Raw genomic sequence first — 14120 nt, 5'->3', positions numbered from 1 at the left:
ATAAAGACTGCTCGGCATATGTGATTTAGGTTGAAGTGTTTAGAGCGATTGAGGCATTAAAAAATGCTTTGATAATCGCCAAGTTCAACTTGAATAGATTTGATACGGGTATAGTGCCCAAGTGTGGTTAAGCCATTTTCACGGCCCACGCCAGATTGTTTGTAGCCACCCACTGGCATTTCGGCAGGCGATTCGCCCCAAGTGTTAATCCAGCAAATACCAGCTTCAATTTGGTGAATAATGCGATGAGCGCGGCTAATGTCTTGAGTAACAACGCCAGCAGCTAAACCAAAGGTCGTGTCGTTGGCACGACGGATGGCTTCTTCTTCGGTTTCATAGCTTAAAATGCTCATGACAGGTCCAAAAATTTCTTCTTGGACAATGGCCATTTGGTCGGTGCAGTCGCTAAATACAGTCGGTAGTACATAAGCACCATTGGCAAGTTCGCCTTCTGTTGCGCGGCCACCGCCAATTAACACTTTAGCGCCTTGTTGTTTACCTGACTCAATGAAAGACAACACTTTTTCCATGTGCGGGAAACTAGTGAGTGGTCCGAAGTTTGTGTCTTCAGCCATTGGGTCGCCAATGCGAATCCGTTTTACACGCTCTACAACCGCTTTTTCAAAGTCGGCTAAACGTGATTTTGGAACAAATACGCGTGTACCATTGGTACATACCTGACCTGAGCTAAAGAAGTTCGCCATGACTGCAATATCTGCTGCGCGGTTAAGGTCGGCATCTTCACAAATAATCAGTGGTGATTTCCCACCAAGTTCCATGGTCACTTCTTTCAGTGTAGAGCCCGCAGCGCTTGCCATGACTTTTTTGCCAGTTTCTACACCACCTGTGAATGAAATTTTTTCAATCACGGGATGTTCAGTGAGCCACTGACCAATTTCACGACCAGCACCTTGCACCACGTTAAATACGCCGTCTGGTAAGCCAGCTTCAGTATAGATTTCTGCAAGTTTAAATGCAGTAAGTGGAGTGGTTTCACTTGGTTTGAAAATCATGGCATTGCCGGCAGCAAGGGCAGGGGCAGATTTCCATAGAGCAATTTGAATTGGATAGTTCCAAGCCCCAATACCAGCAACCACGCCTAAAGGTTCACGGCGTGTATAAAAGAAACTTGATTCGCGAAGCGGAACTTGGTCACCCTGAATGGCGGTTGCAAGTCCTGCATAATATTCGAGTACATCTGCGCCAGTCACGATGTCGACGGTAGATGTTTCGCTAAAAGCTTTGCCTGTGTCGAGTGTTTCAAGACGTGCAAGCTCATCATTTCGTTCACGAAGAATGTCGACAGCACGACGTAAAATACGTGAACGCTCCATGGCAGTCATGGCAGCCCAGATTTTTTGTCCTTGTTGGGCACTTTGTACAGCAGCTTCAATATCTTGTTCAGAAGCTTGTTGAAGAGTCGCGATTGTCTCGCCGTTGGCAGGGTTAATACTATTAAATGTTTTTCCACTGGTTGCGTTAACGTAGTGTCCATGGATATACAGTTGATGAACTTGTGCATCACTCATTTTGTCTCTCCTGCAAAGGCTTGTTCGCAAATTGAACTTGCGTTTGTACATAATCGTAAGCAATGGAACGGGCAAGATTGCTGTCAAATTCGTTATGACGGCTTAAACTGCCTCGTAACCATAATCCATCAATCAATGCTGCCAACCCTCTAGCGGCAACACTGGCCTGTTGTTCATTCATTAACTTGAGGAAATAAAACTTCAAGTTAGAGTACAGGCGTTGATCATTAATCTTTTGCAAGCGGCTTAAGTCTGGTACATGCATACTCGCTGACCAAAAGTCTAACCAGACCCGCATTGCTTTTTCATTGACCTGACTAATGTCAAAGTTCGAGTCGATAATGGCCTTAATTTGGCTCTCTGGATGCGAATCTGCTTCTGCTCTGTACTGTTCGGTTTTACGACGCAGAACATTTAACATTTCTTGCATACAGGTATTTATCAACCCTTGTTTGTCGCCAAAATAATGGCTGACAATGCCGGTCGACAGCTCGGCTTTTTTTGCAATTTGAGCAATGGTGGTATTGGATAACCCCACTTCATAAATCACGTCGAGTGCGGCATTCATAATTTCTTCACGTCGCACGTGCTCTGGTTTTACTCTGCGTTTTGTCATGTTTTTCCACATCAGCACTTTTAGTGGTGCTTTAAATTCAGCATGTTAACTTGCAGAGCATCATAGCACTTTTTTTATCATACTTGTTATTGATTGAACGTTCAATCAATAACAAGTATGATATATAAAAATCAATGAATTTTTGAAGATTAGCACGAGGAATAAAGCGCTAAAATCAAAAGTTTTTAAGGATAGGATGATGCGCATAAGTACATTACTTATCACGTTATTTTGAGAAAATACACCGATTGCAAGGAGCAATAAGATGGTGTTGAAAAGTGATAAATATTCTTCAGACCATATTCGGTTAAATCGTTTTGTATTTTGGAGTTCAGCCGTCAGTATTGGTATTTTTGGCCTACTTTTTGTGCTGTTTCCCGAAAAAAGTCAGTTTTGGCTGACCTATGTACAAGAGCAGGTAAATCACTTTTTTGGGTGGTATTACATGTTGGTTATTGTGCTGTGTTTGGGCTTTGTCGCTTGGCTCGCTTTTTCAAAAGTAGGGCAGATTCCATTAGGAAAAGACGACGACAAACCTGAGTTTAGCTATTTAGCTTGGACTTCAATGTTGTTCTCGGCAGGGATTGGTATTGCATTACTTTATTATGGTGTTGCTGAACCTGTTGATCATTTCTTAAGACCGCCGGAAGGTGAGTCAGGAACCATTCAGGCAGCCCGAAATGCCATGACCTATAGTTTTTTGCATTGGGGCATCCATGGTTGGGTACTCTATGCATTGCTCGGAGTCACGTTAGGTTATTTTGCTTTCAGACAAAATTTACCTCTAGCTTTGCGTTCGGCGCTTTACCCAATTTTTGGTGAGCGAGTCCATGGGTTAGTTGGTGATTTCGTCGATGGTTTTGGAATTTTAGCGACGGTTATTTCCTTGGTCACCAACTTGGGAATCGGAGCATTGGTGCTGGTATCAGGCATTTGTTATTTACTTCCGCAAATTCCTAATAACTCAGTCACCTTAATTGCTGCTGTTCTCATCATGATGAGTGTTGCCACGATCACGACAGTGGTTGGCATTGAAAAAGGTTTGGCGTGGTTATCGCGTATTAATTTACGTCTGCTGTATGCCTTACTTTTATTTGTATTTTTAACAGGTCCTACAAATCATTTATTAAATGGTCTTGTACAGAATATGGGAGATTATCTAAGCAATTTTATTGGTAAAAGCTTTGATATGTATTTATACAATCAAAAAGCCAGTGGCTGGCTAGGGTCATGGACCGTATTTTATTGGGCTTGGTGGATTGCATGGGCGCCTTTTGTCGGCATGTTTATTGCGCGTATTTCAAAAGGACGTACGATTCGTGAGGTTGTATTAGGTGTATGCCTGATTCCACTCGGTTTTACACTGGCTTGGATCTCGGTTTTTGGAAATACGGCCATTTACTTTATTTTGAACCAGAAACAGAAAGTTTTGGGCGATATGGTTTTAACTGATCCGGCATTATCTTTATTTAAGTTACTCGAATATCTGCCGTTTAATCCGTATGTTGCTGGCATTGTTGTTGTAATTTGTTTCGTTTTATTTTTGACACCAGTTGGCTCTGGTACACTAATGATCGCTAATTTGTCCTCAAAAGGGGGCACCAATGATAGTGATTCACCGATCTGGTTACGCGTTTTTTGGTCTGTGGTAATTACCATTGTAAGTATTGGCTTGCTTTTAGCCGGTAGTTTTAACTCCATGCAAAGTGCTGTGGTGTTATGTGGTTTACCATTTTCAGTGATTATTTTGCTCTATATGTTTGGTTTAGCCAAAGCGTTAAAGCAAGATGATTTTGACCCTCAATTAGTGAAAAAACAGTTAGCTGTTTCAAAAGACATTTCGGTTCCGTCGAATTGTGACCAGAATAAAGTGACTGAGGTTTTATAACCTCAACCGATCACATCTATATATTATTTTTTGCGTTTAAAGTCGTCTTTTCATTGTTTTAAATAAGAGTGAAAAGACGAAATTAAATATTTTGTTTTTATTTTATTCCTTGAGGATTGTATGGCAACAGATAATCCAAGAGCAGTTGATGATTTAACATTATCTAAATCTAAAAAAGACCCGCTCAACCGTGTGGTTTTTTATTTTTCAGCTGTACTTATTTTAATTTTTTCTCTCGTCACGTTTTTGTTCAATGATTTTGCAAATAGAGTCATGAACGCCGTACTTCAGTGGGTAACCTCAACCTTTGGTTGGTATTATCTGCTTGCCGCAACGTTATATATGGTTTTCGTGATTTTTATTGCCTGTTCAAGATACGGCAGTATTAAATTAGGACCTAAGCATTCAAAACCTGAGTTTAGTTTACTCAGTTGGTCTGCGATGCTGTTTTCGGCTGGTATCGGTATTGACCTGATGTTCTTCTCGGTCGCTGAACCATTATCTCATTATATGCAACCTCCAGTCGGAGTTGGTCAAACCTATGAGGCCGCACGCCAAAGTATGGTCTGGACCTTATTCCACTACGGCTTAACCGGTTGGTGTATGTATGCCTTGATTGGTATGTCATTGGGATACTTTAGCTATCGTTATAACTTACCACTTACCATTCGTTCTGCACTTTACCCAATTTTCGGGAACAGAATTAATGGGGCAATTGGGCATAGTGTTGATACGGCTGCCGTCATCGGGACAATTTTTGGTATTGCAACGACCTGCGGGATTGGAGTGGTACAGCTGAATTATGGCCTACATGTGTTATTGGGGTTACCAGAAAATATCTGGATGCAATTTATCCTAATTGCTGTCGCGGTCGGTATTAGTGTTATTTCGGTGACATCTGGGGTCAATAAAGGTCTGCGGATTTTATCTGAAATCAATATTTATGTTTCGGTCGGGTTATTGCTGTTTATTTTATTCTTAGGAAATACCGAGTTTTTACTCAATGCCCTTGTTCAAAATATTGGTGACTATTTAACTCGTTTCCCTGCTTTAGCATTACAAAGTTTTGCTTTTGAACAGCCTAAAGAATGGATGAGTAGTTGGACTTTCTTCTTCTGGGCGTGGTGGATTGCTTGGTCTCCATTTGTAGGACTCTTTCTGGCACGCATTTCAAGAGGGCGTACCATTCGTGAGTTTGTATGCGGTACCTTAATTATTCCGCTTCTATTTACACTCACATGGTTATCCATTTTTGGTAATAGTGCATTGCACAGCGTTATTTTTGAAGGCAACCAAACCTTAGCTGCGACTGTGTTAGCAAATCCGGCTCATGGTTTTTATGACCTGTTAGCACAATATCCGGGCTTTACCTTTATCGCTTCAATTGCCACCGTAACAGGGCTTTTGTTCTACGTAACTTCTGCTGATTCGGGAGCGCTGGTTTTAGGTAACTTCACGACTAAACTTACGAATATCGATAATGATGCTCCGCGTTGGTTAAGCGTGTTTTGGGCAATTGCCATTGGTTTATTAACGCTCGCCATGCTCATGACCAACGGAATTACTGCTTTGCAAAACGCGACCATCATTATGGGACTACCGTTTAGTTTTGTAATGTTCCTTGTGATGGCGGGGCTTTATAAGTCGCTGAGGCTTGAAGATTACCGGCAAGCCAGTCGAAGTATGAACGCAGCTCCAGTGGTAGGTAATGTCGATATTCTGAATTGGAAACAGCGTTTAACTCGAGTGATGCATCATCCGGGAACCACTGAAACCCAACGCATGCTAGATACAGTTTGTCTACCAGCTGTTCAGGCCGTTGCTGGTGAGCTTATTAAGCAGGGCATGAATGTAGATGTACAGCAAACGCCGCTTGAAGATGAAGAAACGCTTTTCCATCTGGATTTCACTATTCATTTGGAAGAAGAGCAAAACTTCGTTTACCAGATCTGGCCTGTACGCTATAGCGCACCAAACTTCAGTCAACGTGTGAAACGAGGTAAACAGTTCTATTACCGTCTTGAAACCTATCTTTATGATGGCTCTCAAGATAACGATCTGGTCGGTTATAGTAAAGAACAGGTTATTAATGACATTTTAGATAAATATGAAAGACATATGACGTTCTTACATATTAATCGTATTAGTCCAGGGAATCGTCCATTGTTCCCAGATCCACAAGCTTAAGAGGAAAATGCATGGCTTCTCCTTATCTACATTCTTTTGCTTTATTTTTCTCGTTGCTCAATCCATTTCTAATGAGCATCTACATGATTGGCCTGATCCGTCATTCAGAAGCCAAGGTGTTTAATAAAGCACTGATTCAGGGAAGTTTGATTGCTTTTGTCGTGTTCATGCTATTTGCATGGGGCGGCGAAACAATTTTTAGTAAATATCTGAATGTACGTTTTGAAGCCTTTCAGATATTTGGAGGCCTTATCTTTTTGGTGATTGGCTATCGCTATGTTTTTCAGGGTGCTGATACGATTGGTGAAATGCGCGGTGCACCAGAGCATCTGGCCGGCACTATTGCCATGCCGTTTATGATCGGTCCGGGCACCATTAGTGCTGCTGTGGTTACAGGCATTGAAATGTCAATTGGTGAGGCAGCTCTAGTGATTGCCTTCACCTTATTTTTAACTTGTAGTATTTTGATTTTGATGAAATTTTCACATGATCATTTACGCTATAAACATGCCAAACATATCGACCGCTACTTTGATATTGTCGGTCGTTTATCTGCTTTATTAATCGGTACGATCGCCATTGATATGATCATTAATGGTGTGACTGGTGTTATTACTAAAGTATAGCGAGTGGCTTATAACATCCTGCTATGCCATTAAGCGTGGAATAAAATGGCATAGCATCTTCTAAAAAAACTAAGATAAATAAAAAAATCTTTAAAAAAGAACTTTAAAAATAATGCCTTAAAAATTTAAATTTTAAAAAACAATCAAAGATATTAAAAAATACAATGCTATGTTGTGGATTTAAGCATGTTTTTTTTGTGAATTATCAACCATAATGTTTACTGAGCTTGTTTTAAGACACAGAGTTTAGCTATGCCTACATTAGATGAAATAACCACAGCAACTGATGATCAGTCTGAATTGACGATGTCAGTTTTGATGACGCCTGATATGGCAAATTTTTCAGGTAATGTTCATGGTGGTACGATTCTAAAATTACTAGACCAAGTCGCTTACGCTTGCGCAAGTCGTTATTCGGGTGGCTACGTAGTGACTTTATCTGTAGATAAGGTAAATTTTAAAGAACCTATTTATGTAGGTGAGCTGGTAACCTTCTTGGCAAGTGTTAACCATGTAGGCCGTACTTCAATGGAAGTCGGAATACGTGTTGAAGCCCAAAATATTCAGAAGCGCACAGTACGCCATACCAATAGCTGTTATTTCACTATGGTTGCTGTTGATGAACAGGGCAAGCCATGTGAAGTGCCTCATTTAAAACTTGATACAGAGTGGAAGCGTTGCCGCTTTGAAGCAGCTGAGCACCGTAAAGTTTTACGTCTACAAGAAAACCATAACCCATCTTGTAGCATGTATAAAAAATCTTCTTAAAAAAAGGATCGAACCGCAGCATGGTTCGATCCTTTTTCTTCTTTACTAAAATTCAGCGTCCATATTTCATTTCAGTAAAATTATCTCTGAGCTTGGAGGAGAGTGCTGAGAGAATTAACGAGTTGCAGGAGCAGCTTCAGAAGCAGAACCTACAGCATCAGATGCAGCATTTGCAGTGTTTGCTTGTTCTTGAGTTGAAACAACAACTTTTTCTTCACCAGCAGTAGTATGTGCTTGGTCGTGCTTAGAAGCAGCGAAAGTTGAAGCAGCAGTTAAAGCAAGTGTAGTAGCGAGTAAAGTTTTAGCTAATTTCATTTTATGGCATCCTTAAATTTCATTTAAAAATAAATTAAACCTAATCGTTCGTACCTACATGAAACCTGTATGGCTGAATGACTAAGCTAGGACACATGCTAAGCCGAGGTTTGGATTACATCAATTAACTTAACAATCTATTACGGCTATCTTAACAATATGAAATATACGGACCGTTTATGTGCGGAATCTGTAAAATTAAAGGGCTTAATTACACCTTAAAATGTGTAAAAATATTTCTTATCGAATGAAAAAAGATCAATCGTGTTACGTAAAACTTACACTCTGGCATGAATTGTGAATGCGCATAAATAGAATATTCCGTTTGAATTTTAATTATCAAAAGTTAATTTAGATTTTGAGTGAGATGTATATCACATATTAAGTGTTTTGGCCTGATAATTGAAAAGTATATCTTCAAAGTGAAAAATCATTTTCATGGGATTTAAACAGTGATATACCTTTCTTAGTTTTGAAACTTTGTTGATTTGAGTCGCTTGTGAAATTTATTGCCCAAAAAACTGTTCCTACCCATATTATTTCCGGTTTTTTAGGGGCAGGCAAAACCACATTATTACAGCATTTATTAAGTCAGAAGCCTAAAGATGAAGTCTGGGCTGTATTAATGAATGAGTTTGGGCAAATTGGAGTAGACCAACAACTCTTACCTCAAGATGAAGGCTATGCAGTCAAAGAATTATTAGGTGGTTGCTTGTGTTGTAGCAGTCAATTGCCTATGCATATTGCTTTAGCTCGTCTATTGAGTGAACAAAAGCCAGATAGACTCTTTATTGAACCGACAGGACTTGGGCATCCTTCTCAATTATTTGACCAACTGACTGAGCCGCATTGGCAAAGTAGTTTAGCCATGCGAGCATTAATTACTGTTGTTGATGGTAGCCGTTTGCACGATACAAATTGGGTTAAACAAAACCTTTATGAAGATCAGTTAAAAGCTGCCCAGATTGTGGTGGTGTCACATACTGACGTGATGACTTTTGAAGATGATCAGGCGCTTGAATTATTAATAGATGAATACAAGCCTTATCACCAAGAGTGGATTAAAACTGAAAATGGTCAGTTAGCATTAAATAAAATTGATGTAGCTGCTCGTTTAACTGAGCGATCTATACAGCCTTTACTTAAACTTCAAAAGCAAATGACTGAAATCGAGGTTAAGAAGGAAATTCAACAATTACCTTATCATTATGTCGAGTCGGCACAAGGCTATATTGTGGCAGGTTGGAAATTACCTAAACGCTGGAAATTCGATTTTTATAATTTGCTAGATTTATTGTGTGCGCAGCAAGACTGGCTTCGAATTAAGGGAATTTTTAACACAGATCAAGGTTGGAAAGTTTTTAACTTTAATCCTGATCAGTTTAATTATAAGTCTGGTGAAGAGGGTATTGATAACCGTATTGAAATCATTAGCGAACATAACCATGATTGGTTGGCTTTTGAAACAGCATTACTTGCCTGTCAGCTTGAAGAATAGAGAACATTAAACCAAAGACGATTTAATGTTCTCATAATGGATTTAAGGTTTAGTATCTAATACTGCTTTGGCTTGAGCATGATCAATATCTTTTTCCCAGTGTGCAATCACTACAGCAGCAACACAGTTACCGATTAAGTTGGTACAGGCACGAATAATGCCAATGAACCAATCTACGGACAGTAGAAGTACTAAGCCAATCGCAGGAAGGCTTGGAATAACTGAAAGTGTTGCTGCAAGAATAACTAAAGCTGAGCCGGGAATACCATGTGCACCTTTAGAAGTGATGAGTGAAACTAGCAAAATAGCCAGTAAGTCATGCATAGACAAATCAATATTGCAGGCTTGTGCAATAAAGATTACCCCTAAAGTTAAGTAGATTGAAAACCCATCTAAGTTAAAAGAGTAACCCGTAGGAATGACCAGACCTACCGTTGAATCTTTAATTCCCAGATTTCTGAGTTTTTTCATAATTTGGGGTAAAACAGAGTCAGAAGATGCTGTACCCAAAACAATCGCTAACTCATCTTTAAAATAAGCCACAAATTTGAAGATGTTGAGACCTGCAAGTTTTAAAATTGAACCTAAGACAACCACAACAAATAAAATGCAGGTCGCATAAAACAGTAGAACCAAATAGCCCAATTGTAGAAGTGAATCTAAACCAAATTTGGCTGTGGTATAGGCCACTGATCCGAATACACCAATCGGCGCTAAACGAATAATCAGACCCATAATTTTGAAGAAGACTTCTGAAAAAGCCTCAAGCGCCTGACGTACTAACTCTGCCAAATGTTTAGGAATTAAAAGTAGTGATACACCAAATAAAATAGCGATGAGTAAAACTTGTAAAATATCGCCGTTTGCAAAAGCAGCAGTGAATGTTTTCGGAATAATATTGAGTAGAAATTCCGAACCTGTGTGCATTTCATGAGCACGTTCGGTATAGGTGCTTAAATCTTTTGCATCTAAATGGTTGATATCGATATTCATACCGACGCCCGGTTTAAATACATAAGCCACAATAATGCCTAAAACTAAAGCAATACTGGTGACCACTTCAAAATAGAGAATGGTTTTTGCACCGACTTTGCCCATTTTTTTGATGTCATTTGCACCATAGATTCCCAGTACAACGACACAAAACACAATGGGTGCAATCAGCATTTTAATCAAAGAAATAAAACCATCGCCCAATGGCTTTAAAGATAGGGAGAAATCATGAAAACCAGCCCCAACTGCAACTCCTAGCAAGAGAGCACAAAGAACCTGTAAAAATAAACTACGTTTAAGCTTCTGCCACATAAGTCATCAATTTTAGCAAGAGGAGAATATTTCTCTTTCAAGCAAAAAGCCGGCCAACTCTAAAGCAAGCAGAGCGTTTTGGAAGAATATGCAAATTTCTAATTACTATGCGGTGGATTGCTTAGTTTTTTTATAATTTTTACCTAAAATCGAGTATCCTTAGCGCCAAATTTTGGAACATATTAATCATGGCGCTTAAAGCAACAATTTATAAGGCAGACTTGAATATTGCCAATATGGATGACCATATTTATGGTGATTATCAACTGACGCTTGCCTTGCATCCTTCGGAAACTTTAGAACGTTTAATGGTTCGTTTGATGGCTTTTGCCCGTTTCGCAAGTGATGAGCTTGAGTTTACTAAAGACCTTTTTGAAACTGACGAGCCAGCGTTATGGCAAAAAGATTTAACGGGTCAATTAGAAACTTGGATTGAAGTCGGTTTGCCCTCTGAAGATAAAGTTAAAAAAGCTAGTGCGCGTTGTAAAACAGTTGCGGTTGTTGTTTATGGCACACAAGTCGAAGACTGGTGGAAGCGAAACAGTAAAATTAAAACTTTAAGTAACGTTCAGGTGTGGCAAATTGCCCCTCAAAGTACAGCCGAGCTCGAACAGCTCTGTGAACGTACGATGCAACTACAATTAAATGTGATGGACAACGAGTGGACGCTTTTAGGTGAAAAGGGTCAGGCAAATGTTGTTTGGACACAGTTACAGTAATTTAGAAAAGCGCAACAAATTCTACAGATTCAGTTGGTACACTAAGTACTAATTGCGATTTTAGAAATTCAGTTTAAGGGTTAAACCATGTCAAATGAATTAGAAATTATCGATTTAAAAGTAGGTGAGGGCAAAGAAGCGGTTAAAGGTGCTTTGATTACAACTCACTATACAGGTTGGTTAGAAGACGGTACTAAATTCGACTCTTCAATTGACCGCGGTAACTATTTTGAATGCGTGATTGGAACAGGTCGTGTAATTAAAGGCTGGGACCAAGGCATTATGGGAATGAAAGTTGGTGGCAAGCGTAAGTTAATCGTGCCTGCTCATTTAGCTTATGGCGAGCGTAAAATGGGTAAGATTATTCCAGCGAATTCTAATTTAATTTTTGAAATTGAATTATTTGATGTCAAAACTCGTGACTAGTGAAAAACTGAAAGCCCTTTAGGGGGCTTTCTTGTTTATATGAGCTTTAAATATAAATACATTATTAATTTATATTTTAGCTTTTTGAATATTTAAGATTATTTTCAGATTATTTGATTATAAATGCTGACTGAAAAACTGTTCATTTGTGAGCAGTGTGATATTAAGACCAACTTTCAAAAAGTTTGTGCCCTAACATCAAATTTCACATAAGTAATCTATATTGTTATTGAGACGCTATTTCATGATTATCCGCTTTGCATCTCCTTTGTTGAACATATCACTTGGCTTGGCCTTGGCAGGTTTGTCAGGCATGGCATTAGCCAAACCACCTAAACTGGACGCTTCAACACTCACGGTGATTGGTTATCATGAAATTACCGATACTAAAAATGCGTTAATTCCTCAATATGCAGTGACGACTCAACAATTTACACAGCACGTTGAGTGGCTACAAAAAAACGGATTCCATTTTATTACGGTTGATCAGTTGATCCGTGCTCATCAGGGCAAATTTCAACTGCCTACAAAACCGGTTTTATTAACTGTAGATGACGGTTATCAGTCTTTTTATCAAAATGCTTATCCAGTTCTTAAAGCTAAAAAGATTCCGGTTGTTTTGGCTGTAGTGGGTTCATGGTTAGAGCCCAAAGCTAGTCAAAAAGTAGATTTTTCGGGTGAAGAAATTCCACGTGATAAAATCTTAAGCTGGAATGAACTTAAAGAGATGCAAGATAGTGGTTTAGTCGAAATTGCGAACCATAGCTATCATTTGCATCGTGGTATTACAGGTAACCCGCAAGGTAACTCTGAACCTGCTGCGACCACACGTTTTTATGATGTTAAAACACAAACATATGAAAACGATAAACAATATGAAGCACGAATCTATGGCGACCTGAAACAGAATAATGACTTATTAAAAGCGCATGGCTTACGTTCGCCACGTGTTATGGTGTGGCCATATGGTCGCTATAATATGCAAACTGTCCAAATTGCAAAAAAATTGGGAATGCCAGTGACCATTACACTTGATGATGGGGCAGACCATGCAAAACAATCTTTACAAAATATGAGCCGTATTTTGGTAGAGGGTGGAATGACAACTGATGATTTGGCTCAAGAAATTAAAAACCGTGAATTAAATTTAACAGATAATAATCGTCCGCAAAAAATCATGCATGTCGATCTGGACTATATTTATGATCCAGATCCGAAACAACAAGAGCGTAATTTAGGTCACTTGTTAGATCGAATTAATGGCATGGGTGTAAATACAGTTTATTTACAGGCATTTTCAGATCCAGATGCGAATGGTTCTGCGGATATGGTTTATTTCCCAAACCGCCATATTCCAATGCGTGCAGACTTGTTTAACCGTGTTGCATGGCAAATTCAAACGCGCACTTCTGTAAGCCGTATTTATGCGTGGATGCCATTATTGGCGTGGGAACTACCAAAAACCGATCCTGTTTCTAAGGACTTGGTGGTAACTCAGCAGGAAAAAGCGGGTGAGCACCTTAATATGGGCTATATTCGTTTAAGTCCGTTCTCAGCAGATGCACGCCAAACTATTCGTGAAATTTATCAGGATTTAGCTAAATCAACGCCGTTTAACGGACTTTTATTCCATGATGACGTCACCTTATCTGATTATGAAGATGCAAGCCCTGATGCTTTAAAAGCCTACGCAAAACAAGGTTTGCCAACAGATTTAGCAAAAATCCGTGACAATGATCAAGACTTGCAGAAATGGACTGCATATAAGACAAAATATTTAGATGATTTTGCAATGCAACTCGTTGATGACGTGAGACAATATGAACCGTTCTTGGTGACTGCACGTAACTTATATGCGCAAGTGGCTTTAAAACCATATGCAGAAAACTGGTATTCACAATCGCTTGAAGAGTCATTAAAGCATTATGATTTTACAGCTATTATGGCAATGCCTTATATGGAGCAGGTCGATAATTCAGATCAGTTCTATAAAGACATGATTGATCGCGTGAAACAATATCCTAATGGCCTCAAGAAAACTGTTTTTGAATTACAGGCCACCGACTGGCGTAAAAATGAAAAGGTACCTTCAACTGAAATGGCAGCAACAATTCATTCACTGTATCAGCAAGGTGTAATGCATGTCGGATATTACCCTGATGACCCAATCAAAGATCACCCGGATGTTGACGTAATGCATAAAGCATTTGCTGAAAAATCATCTCGTCTTGTGCCGTAGTCGA

The 14120-nt window shown here is 39.4% G+C and carries 12 protein-coding genes; 8 read left to right on the top strand and 4 right to left on the bottom strand.

All coding sequences use genetic code 11. From position 1 onward, the window contains the following. Positions 1-56: 56 nt before the first annotated feature. Together betB and betI are read right to left on the bottom strand one after the other, a co-directional pair. Entirely contained in the window at positions 57-1529 is a 1473-nt protein-coding gene (gene betB / locus K6I41_RS14610; protein ID WP_250374676.1) for a betaine-aldehyde dehydrogenase, read from the bottom strand. Further along, a complete protein-coding gene (betI, locus tag K6I41_RS14605; RefSeq protein ID WP_005303239.1) occupies positions 1522-2145 on the bottom strand; it encodes a transcriptional regulator BetI in 624 nt (207 codons plus the stop codon). The genes betB and betI overlap by 8 nt, the downstream gene beginning before the upstream one ends. Before the next feature lie 265 nt (positions 2146-2410). On the opposite strand from betI, the gene K6I41_RS14600 reads away from it, so the two are divergent. The 4 genes from K6I41_RS14600 (at position 2411) to K6I41_RS14585 (ending at position 7614) form a co-directional block, all read left to right on the top strand. Beyond that, positions 2411-4033, top strand: coding sequence for a BCCT family transporter (locus tag K6I41_RS14600; protein WP_250374675.1), 1623 nt, complete (start codon positions 2411-2413; stop codon positions 4031-4033). A gap of 120 nt (positions 4034-4153) precedes the next feature. Then, the gene (locus K6I41_RS14595) at positions 4154-6220 is read left to right on the top strand and encodes a choline transporter (protein ID WP_250374674.1); all 2067 of its coding nucleotides are present in this window, start codon (positions 4154-4156) and stop codon (positions 6218-6220) included. 11 nt (positions 6221-6231) lie between these two features. Next, positions 6232-6846, top strand: a complete 615-nt coding sequence (locus K6I41_RS14590; protein WP_004794054.1) for a MarC family protein — start codon at positions 6232-6234, stop codon at positions 6844-6846. A gap of 252 nt (positions 6847-7098) precedes the next feature. Further along, complete coding sequence (locus K6I41_RS14585; RefSeq protein WP_005303245.1) at positions 7099-7614, top strand: acyl-CoA thioesterase; 516 nt, start codon at positions 7099-7101, stop codon at positions 7612-7614. 114 nt (positions 7615-7728) lie between these two features. Here the strand turns inward: K6I41_RS14585 and K6I41_RS14580 are convergent, their stop codons facing one another. Continuing rightward, positions 7729-7929, bottom strand: a complete 201-nt coding sequence (locus K6I41_RS14580) for a hypothetical protein (RefSeq protein WP_005303247.1) — start codon at positions 7927-7929, stop codon at positions 7729-7731. 499 nt (positions 7930-8428) lie between these two features. Between K6I41_RS14580 and K6I41_RS14575 the strand changes: the two genes are divergently transcribed. Next, complete coding sequence (locus tag K6I41_RS14575; RefSeq protein WP_250374673.1) at positions 8429-9427, top strand: CobW family GTP-binding protein; 999 nt, start codon at positions 8429-8431, stop codon at positions 9425-9427. A gap of 42 nt (positions 9428-9469) precedes the next feature. Here K6I41_RS14575 and dctA read toward each other — a convergent pair whose 3' ends face one another. Next, positions 9470-10732: a C4-dicarboxylate transporter DctA gene (dctA, locus tag K6I41_RS14570; protein WP_250374672.1), complete on the bottom strand. Its 1263-nt coding sequence runs from the start codon at positions 10730-10732 to the stop codon at positions 9470-9472. 188 nt (positions 10733-10920) lie between these two features. Between dctA and K6I41_RS14565 the strand changes: the two genes are divergently transcribed. The 3 genes from K6I41_RS14565 (at position 10921) to pgaB (ending at position 14116) form a co-directional block, all read left to right on the top strand. Then, on the top strand, positions 10921-11451 hold the full coding sequence (locus K6I41_RS14565; protein WP_005303252.1) for a YaeQ family protein: 531 nt from the start codon (positions 10921-10923) through the stop codon (positions 11449-11451). Positions 11452-11538: 87 nt separating this feature from the next. Continuing rightward, a complete protein-coding gene (locus tag K6I41_RS14560; protein ID WP_002117532.1) occupies positions 11539-11877 on the top strand; it encodes an FKBP-type peptidyl-prolyl cis-trans isomerase in 339 nt (112 codons plus the stop codon). Between the two features lie 244 nt (positions 11878-12121). Continuing rightward, positions 12122-14116 carry a poly-beta-1,6-N-acetyl-D-glucosamine N-deacetylase PgaB gene (gene pgaB, locus K6I41_RS14555; protein WP_250374671.1) on the top strand — a complete coding sequence of 665 codons (1995 nt, stop codon included), beginning with the start codon at positions 12122-12124 and terminating at the stop codon, positions 14114-14116. Positions 14117-14120: the final 4 nt, after the last annotated feature.

Source organism: Acinetobacter sp. AS23 (genome assembly GCF_023612055.1).
Taxonomy (GTDB): domain Bacteria; phylum Pseudomonadota; class Gammaproteobacteria; order Pseudomonadales; family Moraxellaceae; genus Acinetobacter; species Acinetobacter oleivorans.
This window is presented reverse-complemented; position numbering and strand designations above follow the sequence as displayed.